Below are 20,807 nucleotides of genomic sequence, written 5' to 3'. Positions count from 1 at the left end.
CGGCTTTGATCTCGCACGGAGCAATGAGCGACAGTTCTTTCATACACCTTCAACATATACTTGCCATCAACCTCTCTGCTATCGGTGGCTTGCGATGAGTTGTCGGCTGGTTGCAGAACCGGCTCGTTTGTTGACTTAAGTCAAACTCAACGCAGAACGGAATTCTCCCAGGTTGCGACGCAGCTCTTTGAATTAGGTTACTTGGGTGTTAGAAAACTCCCATATTCCTGAGTATCCAGTTTATAGGCACCCGCGACGCGATGGCGCCATTGCCGTGATGGCGAGTAGAGCTGGGCTGGAAGGCCTGGAAGTTCGACGCGATTACTACTTGCACATGAGACTCAGTCGCAATACTATCCTTCCCTGTTCGTTATGGCGCATCAGTCACGACAGTTGGACTGGGACAAACAAAACCGTTGGGAAGACAGGACGCCTTCGAAGCTAACCGCCCAAGCTCAGCCTTTGTGCCGGCGGGCCGACGGCAGGACGAAGCTCCTTTATGGCGGAACGCGCCAGGCGGGCGTAACTGTTGAGTGGCATGACTTTGAATCGGGGACCGCTTTTGATTGGGGCCACAGATTTCATTCGGAGAGCCTCGAGCTTTGCCTGAATTTGACCGGTGGAGGTTCGGTCTGTTGCGGCGACAATCGGGCGGACTTCCAACCTCTGACTGCGGGATTTTACCTGCCAGGCAGGGCCGGGCTCCGGGCTTGGCGGCTGCCTGGCCAGCGGCATCGCTTTGTCACTATCGTGTTTTCCGCCACATTTCTGCGCGAGCGCCTGGCCGGTTTCGACGGGGCGCTGCATCCCGCGGTCGAACGCTTCCTGGCAGAGCGCGGCCGCCAGCCTGGCCTGAGCGCCGTGCAACGGCTCAGCGCGAGCCAGGAACAGGACTTGGCGCGACTGCGGCAGCCTCCCTGCCCTGATTGCGCACGTTCTTTGTGGTATCAGAGCCGCATGCTGGCGCTGATGAGTGAGTTCTTCTTCGAACTACGCGGCGAGGATGAACTGCTGTGCGACCGCCAAAAACGCGTGGCGCGAGAGCGGGTGGATCGGGTAATCGCACTGCTGGGCGCCCATCTGGCGGAACCACCCAGTCTTGAGGAAATCGGACGGCAAGTCGGTTGCAGCCCATTCTATCTGAGCCGGACATTCTCGACTGAGATGGGGATGACCATCCCTCAGTATTTGCGCAAGCTGCGCATGGAGCGGGCCGCGGAGTTACTGCGGACCGGCAGATACAATGTCACCGAGGCAGCACTGGAAGTGGGTTATTCCAGCCTCAGCCATTTCAGCCAGGCTTTCTGTCAGACAATGGGCTGTTGCCCCGGACTTTATCCGCTCAAGACTCGTGGTTGAATCTGGAACACGCGCAAATCGGGTTGATTCGCTTCGGCTCAGAGACCGGGTGGTCGGTACCAGAGCGATTCCCAGTACTTCTGCTCGGCCGCGTAGCAATCAACTCGGACGTCGGCGTCGAGGTCCAAAGGCAATACGCCATAGCGCTTCATCTCGCGGACCCAGTCGGCGCGAGGCCTAAACCCGGGCATATCGAAACGGCCGGTGTCATGGGCCAGGGCTTCCTTCCCGGCGACGCACAGGGCCAGCAGCGCCTGGTAGCCGGGATCGGCCGTGTCGGCAAACACCGTCCGGGGGCTGCGCGTCTCCGCGTCGCGGCAAAGGCCCCAGCCCCCAGCCGACTCGGCAAGCGGCGCCAGGAGAATGACGGACCGCTCCGGACGGGAGAGGTTGAAGACGATGTGGCGGCTGGTGAGCAGGCGCGGGTCGTCCAGGCTGGGCTCCCAGAAGGACACCCCGCGCTCGTCGCCCAGGCTGCGCGGCAGGAGCCGGGCGGGCTGCGCATGGCATGCGGCGCAACGCTGCTCGATCACCCCGGCCGCGGCTTGTGCGGCAGGCCAATCGTGGCCGGTGTTGATCTGCTGGTTCTGCAAGTAATTGCCGATCATTCCGCAGCCCAGCGCCGCGTAGGTGCCGGGATAGGCCGCGCCGCTGTCAATCCATAGGCGCAACAGCTTCTTTTGGCGCGGGGTGGCCTGGACGCCGTGATGGGTGCCGTCGAGCCGGGCCAGCAGCCGGCTGGCCGAAGAGCCCAAGGTGCGTGGCGCGTAGTTGCTGCGGGGTTTGTTGCGGCCGTCGGAGACCAACCGGGCGATGGTCAGCATGTAGTAGCTGTGGCTGTAAAGCGGGCCGTGATCACCGGCGAGAATGAGCTTGCCGGCGCGCGGGCCACCCGCCGGAGTCTTCTCGTAGCCGTGGCAACCCACGCAGAGCGCGTCAAGCACGGGCTGAATGTCGCGCGGGAAATCAATCACGTCCGGCACATCGGCGATGGGCTCGATCCGGCTCGGCGCGCGGCGCAGCGCAGCGAGCTGGCTGGCGGTGTGGTGAGGCGTTTGGGTGCGCTGCTCGTGGCAGCCGACGCAACTGCTCGTCTCGCCGGGCTGGAGGGTCAGGAAGCTCTGCATGCGTTTGACCGCAAAGTCGTTCTCATCCAGCGCGACGAAGAAGAAACTGCGCAGCGCGGGCAACTCGAAGCACGCGGAGCCATCCGCCTCGACCGGCACGGTGCCGACAATGCGTTCGAGCGTAAAGGTGCCCCCGTAGCTGATCGGCTCCATGCCACCGGTGTAATGAATCGGCATGGGCAGGGATTCGAGCACGAGCAGTTTCTTGATCTCACCCCGCTGGACGCCCGCCATGTTCCGGCCCGTGTAGATGTCCGCCAGCACCAGCCGTCCAGTGGGAACGCCCGGCCTGGAACGAGTGGGAATGACCGGTTCGCGAGGCCGAGCCTGGAGCGGGCGAGGTTCGTGCAATTCCAGGCCCGCATCTAGGTCGGCCTGAGGCAGATTGAAGATCGTCTGCTGCGCGCCAGTGTCGTCCAAGATGACGAGCGTCGCCTCAACCGCGGCCATGAAGCAGCTCTCCGAGAAAGCCCACGGATCTCGAAACCGATTGCCCTTGCTGACCGGCCGGGCAAAAGACCTGGCGTCAGGACCGGCGGCGGGATCCACGACGGTGATTTCGCCCGCGTGTTCGATGATGCCGTGGCCGGGGGAAAAGCTGGCAACCACCTTGTGCGAACCGGGGATCGGCTTGGCGTCAATCATCACGATGCCCGGGTGAAGATTGCCAAACCAATTCATCTGGCCGGTGCCGTCGGGATTGGCGACCCAGAGATGGTGGTAGTGGACCTGGCTGCGATCCACATACTCCCAGCGCGTGTAAAGAACCCGGCCGTCGGGCATCGGCCATGGCGTATTGTCGTGGTCGTTGTTGCTGGAGAGGGACCGGATGTTCTGGCCATGGGCGTCACAGCGGTAAAGAACTGCCACCTGGGTGAGCCAGCAGTTGACCCAGCGATTGCACCGAGTGGAGACGAAGATGATGTCGCCGTCGGGCAGGTAAGTGGGCTCGATGTCGTCATAGGGCCCGTCCGTGAGCTGGCGCAAACCCGTGCCATCGGCGTTGATCTCGTAGAGGAGATAATGCTCCGTGCCGCCCTTGCGATAGCTGAAAAGCACCTTCTCCCCATTGTAATGCACCTGCGGATCGCGCACTCCGCCACGGGGGTCATCGAGCAGGGTGGTGAGCTGGCCCGTGGCCACGTTCCAACGATAGAGCCGGGTACCTTCACGCCACGCCTTGCGCTCGGGGTCGTAAGCGTAATAGCCAAAGTTGGCGTACCAATGGCCGTCGCTTTCGTTAACTTTGCGCGCGGCGAAGAGGATCTCCTCCACCCCCGCCATCGGCCCCGCTCGGAACCGTTCCAGCAAACCGCCGCCCGACTCCGCGCCGGCAGCCGAAGCGGAGTTCGTCTGCCCGGCCATCAGACCGGCAGCCAGACAACTACAGCCACAGACCAGCAACGCCTTCAGCTTCATGCGCAAAAATACTTCACCAGCCGCCACCAGACTGCGAGTGCAAAATTCCATGCTTCATTGGGGAGTTAGACACGCGCAGGCTATTGCGCAAAGCCCTTGCTGTATGGCAAGCATGACGTCGAAGGACATCCCGCCTGATCTGCACGCCCTGCTCGGACAGGTAGCCTCCCGCGATTTTCGGACGGCGGGTTGGTCATCCTGCGCCACCACCTCCTCTCCAGATCGGCAATCAACACTCCGCTCTCCGATCCCCTTTTCCGCATTCTGCGTGCTTCATCCAACCCTCCCTACGGCGAACGCATGCGGTAGAAACGCTGGAGGATGCCGGCAGCCTGCGAATCGGTGAATTGGTACTGGCCAGGGGAGACTTCCGTCAGGCCGGTGAGCGCGGTCCAGTTGTTCAGCGGCAGGGCGGGGTTCGTGGCAGCAAGCACAGTGAAGGGCTCCCCTGGCGCGCCGGTGAAGGCTAACTGAAATGAGCCATTGGCCAGTATGCTGGCATCCGTCAGTGCGATCGGGGGAGCGGGCGGAGCGGCCACCAGTGCCAACGTGTGGTGGGCCGCTGAACTGCTGGTCACACCAGCGAAACGCTCGCCGTCGGCCAGGGATACGGTGTCTGCCTCCACGGGGATAACACGCGAGGTGGTGGAGTTGTCGCCGAGCTGGCCGTTGACGTTAGTGCCCCAGGCAGCAACCGTGCCGTCCGAACAGAACGCCAAGCTGTGGTAATAGCCTGTCGCGGTGGCCAGCACAGTCTTGCCAGCCAGCGCCGAGATACCCCCGGCGGTGCTTACCGCCACCGGCATCATTCTGCTCGTGGTGGTGGTATCACCGAGTTCGCCCGAGACGTTTCTGCCCCAGGAAGCCACAGTGCCATCCGAACACGCGGCCAGGCTCTGGAACCCTCCCGCCGCAATGGCCGTCACGAACTTGCCGTGCAGTGCCGAGTAGAACGGGTCGGTGTTCACCGCCACCGGCACTAGGCGGGTGCTAATGCTGTAATCTCCCAGCTGGCCATAGCTGTTGTGCCCCCAGGCGGCCACGGTGCCGTCGGAGCACAGGGCCAGACTGTGGCTAAAGCCCGCCGCGACACCGACTACCATCTTGCTTGCCAGCACCGAGAGGATCGGCGTTGTGTTCACCGCCACCGGCGAACTTCGCTGCGCCTCAGTGTGACCACCCGTGTTATCACCGAGCTGACCCTCCACGTTGCGTCCCCAGGCGACCACCGTGCCGTTCCAGCGCAGCGCCAGGCTGTGCTGCCAGCCTGCCACGACAATCACAGCCGACTGGCCGTGGAGCGCCGAACCAGAGTTCGTGTTTACCGCTACTGGGACCTGGCGCGTAAAGATGGTGTTATCGCCGAGTTGACCGTAGTGGTTGCGGCCCCAGGCCGCCACCGTGCCATCTGAGCACAATGCCAGGCTGTGCTCGAGGCCTGCGGATATCCCCACCACCACCTTGCCCGAAAGCGCCGAAACGCCCGCCGCCGTGCTGACGGCTACCGGCACAAAGCGACTCTTCTTGCTGTCATCACCGAGCTGGCCGTAGGTGTTGTCGCCCCAGGCAGCCACCGTGCCATCGGAACATAACGCCAGGCTATGCGAGCCGCCCGCCGCCAAGGCGATCAGGGTCTTGCCCTCCAACACTCCAGTTGCCGTCACGGGCACGGGCAATTGGCGCTGGGTCTGGCTGTTGTCGCCGAGCTGGCCCATATTGTTTTTGCCCCAGGCAAACGCGCGGTTGCCGGTCCAGACCAGCACGAGGTCATTGCCGGTGCCGCCGTAATAGTTAGCCACGAACTTGAACTGTGTGGCTCCATATCCCAATACCACTGCCTGCCGATTGGTGAGGTTGTTGAACGCCCCATTGATAAACCCCGGCCACGTGTTATTCACGACCATCAAGTCCGTGCCGGTGGCGGGGGCGAAGTTGAGCGTGAGGTTTATTGTATGACCCGTGGCCGTATAACCGGTGGCCGTGACCGGCACATCGGCGGCGGAGTTCCAAGTGGCATTGACGGTCGCCGCCGCTGCCACGGTGCAGGCGACGCCGACGCCTGTGAGGAAAACCGCAATGGAGAGCAACCTGCGAAGGAATGGCCGGACTGTTTTCATGCAATGCCGCGTAACCCAGGTCTAAACCTGTTACACCAGCACACAAGTTTATGCGCTATCTGGATGCACAAACCAAGCCTTTTCCACTGCCGTAGCTAAAGTCACTTGCTAATCACGAACCCAATCCGCAAACCTTCCACGGCTCGAGGTTTGGGATTGCGTTTGTCGTTCGGATCAGTGTTCTGCTTTGCGTCAGACCACTGGCGTTCTCGCAGGTGGGTGACTGTGGGCGTAGGCGCAGAGGGCGCGGAGGTTCCCGGCGGGAGTGTCGCGAGGGACTTCGCAGCCGGCACCGACGATGAAGCGGGGGCCAGCCTGGCAGTGGCATTCGGCGATGGCGGCAGTGACGCCCGCCGGGTCGCCATTGCGCAAGATGGCCACAGGATTCAGGTTTCCGAGCAGGACGCTGTCCGGGCCCATCTTCTGGCGCGCTTCGGAGATCGGAGCCAGGGAGTCCAGGTCCACGATGTCGCAGCCGAGCCTGCCCATGCCTTCGAGAATGCGGCGGGTGTTGCCGCAGATGTGCAGGCGCACCTTCCCGCCCAGGGCGTGGATGCCGTCCACGAGCTTCTTCTCAAAGGGCCAGACAAACTCGTCGTAGATTTCAGGGCCGACGAGCGAGGCGGCGGCGTCGCCGACGCCGATGATATCCGCGCCGGCTTTGATCTGCTCGCCGGCGAAGCGCAGCTCCATCTCGATGACGAAGTCGAACAAGTCGCGCACGAAGGCCGGGTCGTCAAAGAAGTCCAGCATCACGGTATTGATGCCGCGCAGGTCGGCGGCTTCGGCGATGGGGCCTTCGATCCAGCCCTCAATAATCATGTCCTTGCCGACACGCTCTTTATAAAGCGCCAGGGCCTTGATGCCATTGTGCATGCGGCCGCCGCTGAGCGGGTCGGGGATTTTGAGGGAGGCGAGTTTCGCTTTGTCGGCCAGGAGGGCCTGGTCCTCCACAATGGCGACGGGCTGGTGGTCAAAGTACTCCACCGTCGCGCCGCAATCGGCCGCCTCCCGGGCCGGGTCGGACATGGTGTTGACGTAGTCGAAGCCAAATGCTTCGGCGGTGCGGATCTGGCCTTCGACCAGGGTGCGGTAGTCGGTGCAGTAATCGCGGTAGCGGGCGCCGATCTGCGCGCAGGCGAACATCATGGTGATGGGCATGCACGGCAGGCGGTCAACGGGCTGGCCGGTCAAGTGTGCGAGGACTCTTTCTCGACTTGTCATAGGCGTGGGACTCGGACGCCTCGGCGAGGCGTCCCTACCTGGAGGAGTGGCGGATGGCGGCGATGAAATCGGGTCGAGTGCCGCAGCAGCCGCCTAGGAAGCTGGCGCCCGCTTTGATCAGTGCCGGGATATAACCGGCAAAATCCGTGGGTGTCGTAGTGTAGCGTGCGCGGCCAGCTACCATGATGGGGAGGCCGGCGTTAGGTTTCATCCAAATCGGCCGGTCAGTCGCGGCGTGGAGGCGCTGGCAGATCGTAATAAAGCCGGCGATTCCCTGGCCGCAGTTGGCCCCGATAACGTCCGCGCCGGCTTCGGTGAGCGCCTTGGCGGCTTGCTCCGGGGTGATGCCCATCATGGTGCGGTCCTTGTCTTTGCCGCTGTCGAACACCATGCAGGCGACGACGGGCAAGCCGGTTTCGCGCGCAGCGCCCACAGCGATCCTGGCTTCCTCGAGGTCCGACATGGTCTCGACCAGCAGGGCATAGGCTCCGGCCTGCGCCAGCGCCCGCGCCTGCTCGCCGAACGCGGCGCGCAGTTCGCCCTCGGTCACATCGCCGTTCGCGAGCAGCTTGCCGGTCGGCCCGAGGGAGGCGAATACGCGGGCCTTGCCGGCTGCCGCCTTGAGGGAAATCTCCACTCCCCGGGCGTTGATCTCGCCCGCGCGGTCTGCCGCAGACTGTTCGCTGAGACGGATGCGGTTGGCGCCGAAGGTGTTGGTGAGGATGACCTGGCTGCCAGCGGCGACGTAAGCCGACGCAACCTCACCGACGCGGTCGGCATGCGTGAGGTTCCAGATATCCGGGAAGTCACCCACGCCGAGTCCGCGCGCCTGCAACTCGGTGCCCCATGCGCCGTCGGTAATCACCGGCCCGCGGGAGACGAGTTCCTGGATGAGCGGGTGCATCGCCGGTAAGGCGGCTAGGCCGCGCGCTTTATGCCGGCGCCACAACCTTCTTGGCCAGGGCCACGGCACCGACGGCGTTTTCGCTGTAGCCGTCCGCGCCGATTTCCTCGGCGTATTTCTGGGTGATGGGGGCGCCGCCGATGAGGACTTTGACCTTGTCGCGCACGCCTGCCTGTTTGAGGGCGTCAATGGTGGTCTTCATGGACGGCATGGTGGTGGTAAGCAGGGCGGACATGGCGATGATATTGGCCTGCTTCTCGTTGACCGTCTCAATGAACCTCTCCGGAGGCACGTTGACGCCCAAGTCAATCACCTCGAAGCCGCCGCCTTCGAGCAGCGAGGCGACAAGGTTCTTGCCGATGTCGTGCAGATCGCCTTTGACGGTGCCGATGGCGACGCGGCCGACCGGTTTGTCGCCGCGGGCGATGAGAAGCGGGCGGATGAGTTCGAGGGAGGCCTTCATCGCGCGGGCGGAGATGAGTAATTCGGGGACGAAATACTCATTGGCCTCGAAGCGGCGGCCCACTTCGTCCATGGCGGGAACCATGTGTTCGTTGACCAGCGTGAGCGGGTCAACCCCTGCGTCCAGGGCTTCTTTGGTGATTGCCTGGGTGGCCTTGGCGTCGCCGCTCACCACCGAGTCATAAAGTTTTTTCAGGTCCGGCATAGCAGTCCTTTCGATACGATTTGCAGACGTTGGCAGGCAGACTAAACGGGGGCGGCAATTCGAGTCAACGGCGAATTGCGGATTTGGCGGCCCAGCTTCGCTCGATTTCCTCCAGGGAGCGGCCTTTGGTTTCGGGCACCAGGCGCCAGAGGACGACAATGAGCGCCACGCAGAAGAGGGCATAGACGTAGAACGGGAAGGCGTGGTTGAAGCGCTGCACGAACCAGGAGTCTTTGGCGTCCATCATCGGGAAGGTCTGCGTGACGGCGTAGTCGGCCATCCACAGGAAGAAGGTGGCCAGGCCCAAGGCGCGTCCGCGGATGGCCGTGGGGTAAATCTCCGATAGGATCACCCATGTCACCGGGCCGACCGAGAGCCCGAAGCAGACGACGTAGATGATGATGAAGAAGAGCATCCAGCCGCTGACAGTGGACGGGTCGGCGATATTCTGGGCCATCAGGCCCATCGCCAGCAGGCTGGTGCCCATGCCCGTCGCGCCGAGGAACATGAGCGGTTTGCGCCCCCATTTGTCCACAGTGGCGATGGCCACCACGGTGGATAGCGCGCTGGCGCCGCCAATAACGATTTGCTGGAGCATCCCGGCATCTACGCCGGTCGAGGCGCTCATGTTCTTGAAGATAGTGGTGCCGAAGTAAAGGAAGACATTGATGCCCGTGACTTGCTGCAGGATGGCCAGGAGAATGCCCACGATCAACGGCAGCCGCAGGGCGCGCGAGAAGAGCTCGGCCCAATTGCCCCTTGCGGTGGACAGTGCCTCGCGGATGCTCGCGAGTTCGGTCCGGGCAAAGTCCGCACCGGCGATTTTGGTGAGGATTGTCTCGGCTTCCGGGGCGCGGCCCATCTCAACGAGCCAGCGCGGGCTTTCGGGAATGCCCAGCAGCAATAGGCCGAAGGCAACCGAGGGGAGGATCCCGCTGGCGAACATCCAGCGCCAGCCGACCGCCTCGTTCCAGGCCTGGTTGCCGGAGCGGGCGATGAAGTAGTTGACGAAATAGACGACAAGAATGCCCCCGACGATGGCGATCTGATTCACGGACACGAGGCGTCCGCGCAAGTGCGCCGGGGCGATCTCGGCGATATACATGGGCGTGGACATGGAGGCGATGCCGATGCCGATGCCGCCCAGCCAACGGAACAGGATGAAGGTCCAGATGTCGCGCGGCAGCGCGGTTCCGACGGCGGAAGCCAGGAAGAGCGCCGCCGCGAGCAGCAGGGCTTTCTTGCGCCCGAAACGATCTGAAATGGGCCCGACGATGAGCACGCCCGTCGCGCAGCCGATCAGCACGCAGCCGGAGGCCCAACCCTTCATCACCACGTCGAGCGCGAAACGCGCCGTCAGGAATTCAATGGCTCCGGAGATAACGCCGGTGTCGTAGCCAAAGAGCAGCCCGCCAAGCGTGGCGACCAGGCAGATGGGGATCAGGTAGGAAAGGTTGGTGCGAACCGTCGGCGACGGCCGGGCAGCAGGCGCGGCATCAACTGGCATGGGCGCCACTCTCTCAGCCAAGAGCGCGGGCGTCAATGGGTTTGCGCCCCGAATGCCAAACGCAACAGGTGGTCGGAATCTGGCGGGCAAGGTAGTTTGCGAGGCCTTTGTTCTTTGCTCCACTACGTGCCATATTGGCACACAACCACATTGGTGACGCCGGCAGGTCGGTTGTTCGATTTGCCTCGCTTGGACTGGATGGGCGCTTGTTGATGATGCAAGGCCGAGTGGAGCCTATTTTCCAGAACTATCATATTTTTAGGCACTTACGGAAGATTTGGGCTCCAGAACGATCTTTAGCCGCTTCATGCGCGTAAGTGAGGCAAAGACAGTGTTTTACGCTGATTCTCCACGACGATGTCAAGGCTGTATCCACGGTGTGGATACGGTGTGGATACGGTGTGCATACGGTGAGGCTCCCTTGTGGGCCTCAACCGGTTGTCCGGTATGGTGGGGTCGAATCGCTTCGTTCTCTGCCTGGTTCCTGAGCGTGGCGCCGATGGCCGGCGGATGTGTCGAATTGCCTCTGGGGACTGGGTAGTCATGTTCTGCCTGCGAATCCAGGCAGGATTGCTTCAAGTGACCAACGTCCTCGGCCAGCTACTCGTTAGAGAGGATGAGCGTTCTGGCGAAAGGGACGGTAGGTTTCGGATTTCCGCTACCGTCCGTAGACGCCGTAGTCGCGGACCGTTTCCCACATCGCCACGATGTTCTCGGGGGGGACGTCGGCCTGGATGTTGTGGACGGTGTTGAAGATGAAGCCACCGCCGGGGGCCAGGTCGTCTACGCGGCGCTTGACCTCGTCGCGGACTTGCTGTGGCGTGCCGTGCGGCAGCACGTGCTGCGTGTCCACGCCGCCGCCATAGAAGGTGAGGTCCTTGCCGAACTTCCTTTTTAGCTCCCGGGTGTCCATGCCCGCGGCGCTCACCTGCACCGGGTTGAGGATGTCAATGCCCGACTCAATCAGGTCGGGGAGCAGCTCGGTGATGGCGCCGCAGGAGTGGTAGAAAATCTGCACGGGCACCTGGGCTTGCTTCTTGATGAAGGCGAAGAGCTTGGTATGCCGCGGCTTGATGAGCTTGCGGTACAGCTCCGGGCTGACCAGGCAACGGTTCTGGCTGGCCAGGTCGTCGGCCTCGGAGATCATCATGACGTTCGGGCCCAGTAATTCGAGCGCGCGGGCCCAATACTTCATTTTGATTTCCATGATGATGTCCAGCAGCGCCTCGGCGAAGGGCTGGTTGGCAACCATGTCGCAGTAGAAGTTCTCGAAGCCGCGCATCCAAAGAGCAATCTCAAAGACGCCGGGGGCGTTGCGGCCGAGGACGTAGGCGACCTGCTTCTTGTTCATCAGCTCGTTGGCGCGGGCGACCATGCCTTCGTAGCGGCCGGGGTCGAGCGGGTCGGGAAACTGGTACTTCGCGAGGCCCTCCAGCGTGTCAATCTCAGCCAACGGATGCCGCCGCATATCGTAGTAGAAGCCGCCTTCCTGCGGCTTCCACCACTCGATGCCCCATTCATCCACCAGCTTGTCGTAGCCGTCCTCGCTCCAGGGCAGCGCGCCGATGCCGCGCGGTTTGGAAGGGTTGACGCCCCACACGTCCACCTGCAGCTTCTTCTTCACATCCTCGTGCACCCGGGCGAGCTGCTGGATCGGGTCCTCGATTTCGATGGCGGCTTCCGGCAGGCCGAGATGCTGCCGCAGCCGCCGATAGGCCCGATGATGTATGCCGGTGAGAATCGTGCCTCCCAGGTCGTAGGGCACACGGTCAGGTTCCTTGTGGTTTAACGCCGCCGTCACGCGCTGGCGGCTGGTCCAGGTTTGAGCAATCATGGCTTTCTGTGTTTTGGAACACGGCGCGCATTCTGCGGATTCCGCTGGCGGAGCCGTGTCCCGCAACTGACCGCGAGACTATTAGAGTGTTTCCCGCCTGCCAAGCCGTAAGGCAATCTCTTCAGGCGCGAAAATTCTTGAGTGCCCGTGGGGGCGCGCCATGCTACGGCCATGACAATTTCCAGGAATGTGCTTGGCATCTGCATAGCGTTGCTGGCTTCAGTTGCCCTGGCACCCGGACAAGATCCGACGCCGAGCCCCGATTTCCACGCGCTGGTGTTCTCGAAGACGCTGATGTTCCGCCATGCCTCGATCACCAATGGCATCGCCGCCATCAGACAGCTCGGGGACAAGCACGGTTTCCGCGTGGACGCGACCGAGGATGCTGGCGCATTCACCGGCACGAATCTCGCCCGGTATAAAGTGGTTATATTCCTCAGCACATCCGGCGATATCCTGAACGAGGAGCAGCAGGCGGCATTCAAGGACTTTATCGAACGGGGCGGCGGGCTGGCCGCGGTCCACGCCGCCGTGGCCGGGGATGCGGCGACGGAAGGCACTTGGCCATGGTACGGCGAGGCACTTTGCGCCCGGTTCACCAACCACTCGGCGATTGTCCAGGCGACTGTCGACGTCGAGGACCGGAAGCATCTTTCGACCGCGCCGTTGCCCAAGCATTGGGTTCGCACCGATGAATGGTACAACTTCATCACCAGCCCGCGTGGCAAGGCTCGCGTGCTGGCAACCTTGGATGAAACCACCTATCAAGGCGGCACAATGGGCGAGGACCATCCGATTGCCTGGTGCAAGCAGGCCGGCAAAGGCCACATTTGGTACACTGCGCTGGGGCACACTGAAGCCAGCTTTACCGAACCGATGTTCCTCAAACACCTGCTGGGAGGTATCCAGGAGGCGGCGGGATTCCCGCAGGCGGGTCTCCGACCGGATTGACCAATTTTCTCGCTAGCGGCCGCGAATGGTGCGTCCGGCTTGGAAGAGTCGTAATTGCGCCGCCAGCTCCCCCGCCAGGTCTCGGTTACCCGCAGCGACCGCCAGGTTCAGCGCCTTCTGCGCGGCCTGGACGGCGGCGGGGAAATCACCCGCCTCGGCACTGGCAATCGCCAGGGTTTCCAGAAGGCGCGGATCCTGTTCGCCCGCCAAAGCGACAGCGCTCCGGGCCAGACGCACGGCTTCGGCTCCATTGCGGACGCTGCTGTTCTCATGCGTAGCCAGAATCAAGGCCAACGAGTCCAGCGCCGACACCATATCCGGTTGCAGTTGGATGGCCCGCCGAAAGTGCGGAATGGCTTCGTCCGTCCTGTTGAGCAAACTGAGGATGTGGCCCGCCCCGTGCTCGGCTGCCGCGTGGTCCGGCTTCCACGCAATCGCCGCCATTTCATGGAACAGCGCTTCATCCAACTTTTCGACCAGGGCGGGGCTTGGGCCATAAAAGCCAGGCGCGCCGACACTGTCGGACAACTCCTGCTGACCCCGGGCAACGAGCAAACCGGCCAGGTTATGATGGGCCATCCAGCACTTCGGATTGCGCTTGAGTGTAGCGCGCCAAAGGGTCTCCTCATCCTGGTAGATCGCACATTGCGCCCAAGTTAAATGGGCCAAGACCGCCACTGCCGCAACGGCCGCCAGCACACCAATTGCGTTTGCCATCCGCGTCCTGGGAGCGGTAGCTGGAAGCGCTGTCCCTGGGGCACCGCGTTTTCGCGCAGAGGCCCCGGAGTGAGTCCGCCCTCGCGCGCTCGGGAAAGCGCGTGACACCGTTGAGAGCCTTTGCACCGCCCACGCGCCGCTACCGACAATAAGTGCGATAATCCCAATCATCGACGGATAGAGCCAGTGGTCAGCCACAAAGGAGTACTTCTGGAAGTAAATCTTGAAGAATCCGAGCACCGGAAAGAGCATCACGAGGAAGTAGCTCAACGCGAAGAAGAACGGCCGACCCCAACGGTTTCGGTACCACCAGCAGCTCCCCCATAGCCCCAGCAGCACCACTCCGGGGAGGTAGTTCACCGCGACATCAGGTGAGAAGTTCCAACGCGGATAGACGAACGTCGGATGAATGGGAAACACAATTCTCGCGAGGTAGAACCACGCCGCCATGCCCGCGCTCACCAACCGCGCGCGGAAGTCGCTGGTCGTGACCACGTCGGTACTGATGCTGCGTTGGTACTGAAACCAGATCGTCACCAGCGCCAGCCCCAGCGCTACGGCAAAGAACGGGACCGTGCGCCACACGTCCCGCATCGCGAGCGACTTGCCGTCCAGCCGGCGAAGCCACCAGACAGATAACAGCAGAACCACGGGCAGCCCGACCACCGAAGTCTTGCTCAGGAGCGCCAGTACAAACGCGCCGAACGAAAGCCCATACCAGAGACGCTGGGAGTTCTGGATTGAGGGCTGAGGACTTTTGGCGTCGGACTTCGAACCGCGGACATCGGCAGCCCGAACCTCCGCGCGCAGGTAAGCCAGCAATGCCAGACCAAAGAAGAACAGCGACAGAGTGTTCTTGCGCTCGGTAATCCAGGCGACCGACTGCACATTGATGGGATGGATGGCGAAGACCAGCATCGCCAGCCAAGCAGCGGGAATTCGCAAATGCCTGAGCACGCGCCAGAGGAGGATCGCCGCCCCTGCATGCAGCAGGATATTTGTAACGTGATATCCCGTGGCATGGAGGCCCCACAGCCGCCACTCGCACCAAAAGGAAGTGAGCGTCATGGGCCAATAGTCGTAAAAATTGCTGCCGCCCCAAATGAGGCGCAGCCCATCCGGCGAGCTGATCAGCGGATTCGCCGTCAGTATATCATCATCATCCCAGATGAAACCCGCCCGAACCGCCGGCCAATACACAGCTACCGTCGCCAGCAGAAGAACGGCCGCGCCTATTAACAGCTCTGCGTTGATCTTGGTCTTGGCAGTAATCGTAATGCTCTCACCTCAAGTCGTTTTGCGCACGGCGCGCTTAGGTCGGGAACGTAATCCCCGCACTTCGAGCGGAGCGCCTTTTCTAATGGTGCTTGCGCAATTGCCACCACGAGTCCGCAACCCCTGAACTTACCCAACAGCCCGGTGCGTCGGGATTTCTCACTGGGCAGCGCTGGGAGGAGCTGCCCGGTAATACAGGCGGCTGGTGCCGGCATCAATGCGATTCGTCAATTGCACCACGCCGTTCGTGTACACCACTTCCGAAACCTCTTCCCAGGCACTGAAGTCAGGCGCCCGCTGGATAAGATATGTCCCGGGCAGGTTCGCTGAGAAGGTCAGTCTGAAACCCACATTTTCAATTTCAGCAGCCGTCTGCGTGGGAGCGTCCAGAGTCAGAACTACCACTTCCACTATCCCCAGGCCCACTTCCTGGCTGACTTGCTCACTGACGGCATCGGTCACGACCACTGGAATGACAAACTGTCCGGCCGTGGAGGGCACGCCCGAAAGCACTCCATTGGTAGCGAGCGTCAAACCGGCCGGCGTGGAGACATTTGTGGCCAGGCCCCACAGATATGGCGCAATTCCTCCGATGGCATTCAGAGTAAACGAGTAGTTCTCCCCCACCTTCGCTGAAGGCAGGTTGGTGGTTGTCACCACCACCGGCGACGGCTTGGAATAGGTCAGTGTGAACACGCAATTGGCAGGGATGGTGGCGCTAAACGTGCCGTTGGTGACCGGCACACGACTGCCCCAGGCGAGATTCGTCGTGGCCGAGGTGTAGTAAAGATCAAGGTGCGGCACAACGAGCAATGAAGCATTCGTGCCTTTCAACGTGGCACCGCTACCCGAGGTGTTGATGCCCACAATGGTCAGCTGATCCAAAGCCGTATGCTTGAACGCCAGCAATGGTGAAAAGGGCGAAGTCGCCCCGGTCACGTTAATTCGTTGGGCGCCGGGGCGCACCCACCTGCTTACCTGGGCGTGGGTGTAAAACTGCTTGCGCGGAGTATAGGTCTTTGGCGTATTAGTGGGATTATCCACTGCAATGAGCCCCCAATAACTCCACTTGTTGGTTCCGCTAACACCATTATATGCCGGGCCATGCGCGTATCTGCTATCGTAACCCTCCCACACTTGGCTCCCAGATGCCCCATTCAAGAGGTGAGCGAGCAGATACTCCACCGTCCCACGAGCATAGCTCCAATCGTTGTTACCCCTTATTCCATCTTCACACGGTTGGCACATCACGCCAAATTCCGTAAGCCAAAACGTGCGATCGGCGTAAGCCGAGTTTGCAATGTAGGAACGCACACCGGACGAGCCTTGGCCGCCCGAATTGTAGCTGTGCACCCCAAAATGCTTCAGCTTTGCCATGATCACCGGATCGGCCATCATCTCCGGCATGTAGGTTGTGCCGCCCGCCGAGACGTCCGGGCCGACAAATCCCACGTCACCAATACCGGCGGAATTCAACCTGATCGCAAGTTTGTGCAGCGCGTTGGCGTATTGGCTCGCCGTTGGTATATGGATGCCCTCCGGGTATGTTAGTAAATCCGGCTCATTATCCGGAGCGACCAGGCTGAATTGCAGCCCCATCGTGTTACGGGCATAGACAAGCATCGAGGCGATCATCTCGGCCCACTCTGACTCCATCCCCGGTTTCAGCGAACCCGAGGTCGTATCGGGTTTCGTCATCCAGCCAGGCCCCCAGCCCATGAAGTTGAAGAAGGCGCCATTGGTGATGCCACGGGAGTTTAGGTAAGCAAATAGATTCCACAGCCGCATGAACTCAGTCGAGCTGTAAATCCCGTTGTAATAGGACCAATTAAAGACATTCGGGTCCGCATCATCGTTGGCAGCCTCCCAGTCGGTGGGCTCGTAAACAACACGGAAGTGCGTCATTCCGGCCTGGTCAATAAGCGCGTCGACTACCGGCTGAAGCTCATTGCCGTTCCAACTTCGGTAGTTGATGTTGACCCCAAATCCGTCAATCACCTGATTGGTCTGCGCGCCTTGAAATGTAACGGCGACGCTGCGCCAGTGCAGGCTAGAGACCAGCACAGTCAGGCAGACCGCGCATTTCAATGTGAATTTACTCATCCGCAATACACCCTAATGAGCTTAACTCCACTTTAACCAGCTAAGCATCCCCTAGTAAAGCCTGTTCTTTCAGCCAATCTCCAGCGCCCCCCTGGACATTTCTGCATGGTGCTCATTCCAAATGGTCCTGCAGGTTGCACGCCGACCGGAGTCCAGCTTTGCGAAATGGCAACTGGTGCTGCCATCGGAAACGCACCCCGCTCCTGAGGTTCACGCGGGCTTATGCTAGCCGCGATAACGAATTCTCAAGAGAGCCAACAAATCAGGGCGCGCGAAGGGAGGCCCGCTACTTGAATTGTTCAATTCCTGGCTAGGCTGCCGCCTCGCCAATCTGGAACCGGACGAACCGGCGAATGGTGATCTCGTCACCCAATTGCTTGGCGACGGAACCCACGTGCTCCTTGACGGAGATTTCGGAGTTCTTCTTCACAAATCCCTGATCCACCAAGCAGTAGGATTGATAAAACTTCTCCAGCTTGCCGTCGACGATCTTGGCAATGGCCTGTGGCGGCTTGTTCTTAAACTGTTCCGCCGCGATCTCTTTCTCCTTCGCGAGCACATCTGCCGGCACCTGTTCGCGTGACACCGTATAGGGATGCCCGGCCGCAATCTGAAGCGTGATGTCCTTTACAAGCTGCTTGAAATCGTCCTTGGCCACAGTCTCCTCTTTGCCCGCGCCGACTTCTACCAGCACACCGACCTTGGCACCGGTATGAATGTAGGCGGCGACCATGCCGTTGCCGGCCACTTCCATTCGCGCGTGGCGTGGGATCTTGATGTTCTCGCGGATCTTCGCCACTGTCGCCTCGCGTTCAGCTTCCAGGTTTGCGTTCGCATCGGCTGCGAGCCGTTTGGCCACTTCGTCGGCAAAACCGCGAAATATCTCGTTGCGCGCGACGAAATCCGTCTGGCAGTTCACTTCCACCAGCAAACCGACTCGGCCGCCCGGGGCTATGTACTGCGTAATGACGCCCTCCCGGGCCTCGCGCGCGGCAATCTTGCCGGCGGTCACCGTTCCCGCCTTCCGCAGAATATCCACCGCCTTGCTGAGGTCGCCATTCGCCTCGGTCAGGGCCTTCTTACATTCCATCATCCCCGCGCCGGTCATCCCGCGCAGCTTGGCCACCAGGGCCGCATTGATTTCAGCCATAGAAATAGCTTTCTGTCTTAAGTAAACTGTTGAAGACTGCTCTCGCTTACAAAGGGAGAACACGGACCCGGCCGCCACGACCGGACCGCGTTCCCAACACGGACTAGGCAGGCGGAACCGTGGTGGCCGTCGGAGCGTTCGGCGCTGCCACAACGGGACTGGCTGGCGCCCCTTCTGCTCCCGCTTCCGGAACCGCTTCCGCGACCTTCTCGACCGTCTTGCGCCGTGCGTACCTGGTTTCGTATTCCGCTTGCGCTTGCGTGACCGTCTGGGAGACCATTGCCAGAATCAAGCGCACCGCGCGGATGGCATCATCGTTGCCGGCAACGGGATAATCCACCAGGTCCGGGTCGCAGTTGGTATCCACCACCGCCACGACGGGAATCTTAAGGCGCCGCGCCTCCGCCACCGCATTGCGCTCACGCTTGATATCCACCACGAACATCGCCCCCGGCAGCTTGTCCATGGCTTGAATCCCCTCAAAGAACTTGACCAGCCGCGCTGCCTCCCGGCGGATCACCGATTGTTCCTGTTTGACGTATTGGTTAATGGTGCCGTCGGCCTCCATCTTCTCAATCTCCTTGAGTCGCGCGATTGAGCGCTTGATGGTGGCAAAATTCGTCAGCGTGCCTCCCAGCCAGCGTTCGGTCACATAGTACTGCCCGCTTTCCTTGGCCGTCAACTTGATCGCCTGTTGCGCCTGCTTCTTCGTGCCCACAAAGAGCACCTTGCCGCCCTTGGCCACCGTGGAACCGAGGAAGTTGCACGCCTCTTCCAGTTGGTTGATCGTTTTGCTGAGATCAATAATGTGAATCCCGTTGCGTGCATCAAAGATGAACGGCTTCATCTTGGGATTCCACCGCCGCGTCTGATGTCCGAAATGGACCCCAGCATCCAACAATTCCTTAACTCCAATACTAATCACAGGTTTCCTTTGGTTAAAAGTCCGCCCACCGGGCGAACCATCCCGCGGAACACGGGATTAATCACAATGTTGTTGTGGCCCCCCGCGCCGACCGGCGCAGGCAATTAAGGCCGTTCACCCCTTCCCGTTCGGCCGGGTGCTTCTCCACCCAACCTTGGAGAAGGGGCTGCGTAAGATACCAACCCCGTGATATGTGGCAATAGCTATTTTTCTGTGAATTCATCTCTTTTTCTCGCATGCCCCATCCAAACTGCTAAAGAACCACAGTCCACTACTCCTGGATCGAATAGCCGCCCCGGTGCGGCAACGCTGCGACACCTGTTATGCCCCGGTGTGGTTCCCATGGGGGCCGACCCCCATGGGAACCACACCGTATACCAGCAGGATTGGCACCGTCCCATCGCCGTATTCGGCTTTGGAGTGGGGGGACCTGCATGCTGTTGCCTTCTTCGGCCGCTGCGAGCCCCTTGCCAAGCCCTGCCGGGCTGCTTGCTTGTCAACGCCGCCCTGCCTGAGTAATTTCTGGTTATGTTACGACCGCGCCAGTTTGTGTCAGCCCTTGTCGCGTGCGGTCTGTCCTGCGCCCTTGCGGACACCATCCAGTTGAAAGACAAAGCCGCGATCACCGGAAAGGTACTGGCGGAGAAGTCCGATCATATCGCCGTGGACATCGGTTATACCGTGTTGGTCATCCCGCGCAATCAAGTGATCAAGATATTGAGGAGCGACAGCCCGGCGCCTGTGCCCCGCTCCAAACGCGGGTCCAAGTCTGCCGTCGCCACCGCCGCCACGGATACTGCCGATCCCAAAGCCGGATTCTACTCCACCCCCGCCAAGCCTACTCCCGCCCGCACCGTGCTCGAACTAGTGAATCAAATCGGCGAAGCCGTGGTCCAGGTGCGCACGCCAGGCGGTCTCGGCTCCGGTTTCTTCCTCAACGAGGATGGCTTCCTGATCACCAACTTCCATGTTATCGAAGGCGAGACCCAGATTACCGTCGAGGTGTACCATCAGAAGGAGGGCCAACTCGATCGGAAGACTTATAAACAAGTGCGTATTATCGCCTTGAACAAATTCGCCGACCTGGCGTTGCTGCGGGTGGAGGACAAGGACGCGCCAAAGTTTCGCTACGTCCCCCTGGGCAGCTCCGATGGACTTTCGGTGGGCGAGCGGGTGTTCGCCATCGGCAGTCCATTGGGGTTGGAGCGCACCGTCACCGAGGGCATCCTCAGCACCAAGACCCGTGAAGTGGGCGGGCTGCTCTACCTGCAAACCACCGCGCAAATCAATCCCGGCAACAGTGGCGGGCCGCTGTTTAACTTGAGCGGGGAGGTAATGGGCGTGACGAACATGAAAGTCACTGCCGGCGAGGGGCTTGGCTTCGCCATCCCGGTCGAGACTGTCAGGTACTTTCTCGACCATCGCGACGCGTTCGCCTATGCCAACGACAATCCCAGCAATCCCTATCGCTATCTCGAACCACCCAGCCGCACCAGGCAAACGCGGGTGGAGGAGTAGGCCCAACCTA

The 20,807-nt window shown here is 61.2% G+C and carries 13 protein-coding genes and 1 pseudogene; 3 read left to right on the top strand and 11 right to left on the bottom strand.

Features of this window, described 5'->3' with window-relative positions:
* Nucleotides 1–750 precede the first annotated feature (750 nt).
* The gene (locus P5205_07390; protein ID HSA10181.1) at nucleotides 751–1,359 is read left to right on the top strand and encodes an AraC family transcriptional regulator; all 609 of its coding nucleotides are present in this window, start codon (nucleotides 751–753) and stop codon (nucleotides 1,357–1,359) included.
* A gap of 38 nt (nucleotides 1,360–1,397) precedes the next feature.
* On the opposite strand, the gene P5205_07385 is transcribed toward P5205_07390, so the two are convergent.
* From P5205_07385 to P5205_07355, 7 genes are all read right to left on the bottom strand, one after another.
* On the bottom strand, nucleotides 1,398–3,905 hold the full coding sequence (locus tag P5205_07385; protein ID HSA10180.1) for a hypothetical protein: 2,508 nt from the start codon (nucleotides 3,903–3,905) through the stop codon (nucleotides 1,398–1,400).
* Nucleotides 3,906–4,192: 287 nt separating this feature from the next.
* Complete coding sequence (locus P5205_07380) at nucleotides 4,193–6,022, bottom strand: cell wall anchor protein (GenBank protein HSA10179.1); 1,830 nt, start codon at nucleotides 6,020–6,022, stop codon at nucleotides 4,193–4,195.
* A 192-nt stretch (nucleotides 6,023–6,214) separates the two neighbouring features.
* Complete coding sequence (locus P5205_07375) at nucleotides 6,215–7,246, bottom strand: uroporphyrinogen decarboxylase family protein (protein HSA10178.1); 1,032 nt, start codon at nucleotides 7,244–7,246, stop codon at nucleotides 6,215–6,217.
* 34 nt (nucleotides 7,247–7,280) lie between these two features.
* Nucleotides 7,281–8,150, bottom strand: coding sequence for a homocysteine S-methyltransferase family protein (locus P5205_07370; GenBank protein ID HSA10177.1), 870 nt, complete (start codon nucleotides 8,148–8,150; stop codon nucleotides 7,281–7,283).
* A gap of 28 nt (nucleotides 8,151–8,178) precedes the next feature.
* A complete protein-coding gene (locus tag P5205_07365) occupies nucleotides 8,179–8,817 on the bottom strand; it encodes a corrinoid protein (GenBank protein ID HSA10176.1) in 639 nt (212 codons plus the stop codon).
* 64 nt (nucleotides 8,818–8,881) lie between these two features.
* Nucleotides 8,882–10,324: a sugar porter family MFS transporter gene (locus P5205_07360; GenBank protein ID HSA10175.1), complete on the bottom strand. Its 1,443-nt coding sequence runs from the start codon at nucleotides 10,322–10,324 to the stop codon at nucleotides 8,882–8,884.
* 658 nt (nucleotides 10,325–10,982) lie between these two features.
* Nucleotides 10,983–12,158 (bottom strand): uroporphyrinogen decarboxylase family protein, encoded by a 1,176-nt coding sequence (locus P5205_07355; GenBank protein HSA10174.1) that lies wholly within the window; start codon nucleotides 12,156–12,158, stop codon nucleotides 10,983–10,985.
* A gap of 264 nt (nucleotides 12,159–12,422) precedes the next feature.
* Here P5205_07355 and P5205_07350 point away from each other — a divergent pair.
* Nucleotides 12,423–13,079, top strand: a pseudogene (locus tag P5205_07350) (ThuA domain-containing protein).
* Between the two features lie 42 nt (nucleotides 13,080–13,121).
* Here P5205_07350 and P5205_07345 read toward each other — a convergent pair.
* The 4 genes from P5205_07345 to rpsB all read right to left on the bottom strand — a co-directional run bounded on the left by P5205_07345 (nucleotide 13,122) and on the right by rpsB (nucleotide 19,279).
* Nucleotides 13,122–15,026 (bottom strand): hypothetical protein, encoded by a 1,905-nt coding sequence (locus tag P5205_07345; GenBank protein HSA10173.1) that lies wholly within the window; start codon nucleotides 15,024–15,026, stop codon nucleotides 13,122–13,124.
* 234 nt (nucleotides 15,027–15,260) lie between these two features.
* The gene (locus P5205_07340; protein ID HSA10172.1) at nucleotides 15,261–17,204 is read right to left on the bottom strand and encodes a putative Ig domain-containing protein; all 1,944 of its coding nucleotides are present in this window, start codon (nucleotides 17,202–17,204) and stop codon (nucleotides 15,261–15,263) included.
* A gap of 310 nt (nucleotides 17,205–17,514) precedes the next feature.
* Nucleotides 17,515–18,354 (bottom strand): translation elongation factor Ts, encoded by an 840-nt coding sequence (gene tsf, locus P5205_07335; protein HSA10171.1) that lies wholly within the window; start codon nucleotides 18,352–18,354, stop codon nucleotides 17,515–17,517.
* A gap of 103 nt (nucleotides 18,355–18,457) precedes the next feature.
* Nucleotides 18,458–19,279 carry a 30S ribosomal protein S2 gene (gene rpsB / locus P5205_07330; GenBank protein HSA10170.1) on the bottom strand — a complete coding sequence of 274 codons (822 nt, stop codon included), beginning with the start codon at nucleotides 19,277–19,279 and terminating at the stop codon, nucleotides 18,458–18,460.
* 549 nt (nucleotides 19,280–19,828) lie between these two features.
* Between rpsB and P5205_07325 the strand changes: the two genes are divergently transcribed.
* Nucleotides 19,829–20,797, top strand: a complete 969-nt coding sequence (locus P5205_07325) for a trypsin-like peptidase domain-containing protein (protein ID HSA10169.1) — start codon at nucleotides 19,829–19,831, stop codon at nucleotides 20,795–20,797.
* Nucleotides 20,798–20,807 lie beyond the last annotated feature (10 nt).

Source organism: Candidatus Paceibacterota bacterium (assembly GCA_035452965.1).
Taxonomy (GTDB): Bacteria; Verrucomicrobiota; Verrucomicrobiia; order Limisphaerales; family UBA8199; genus UBA8199.
This window is presented reverse-complemented; position numbering and strand designations above follow the sequence as displayed.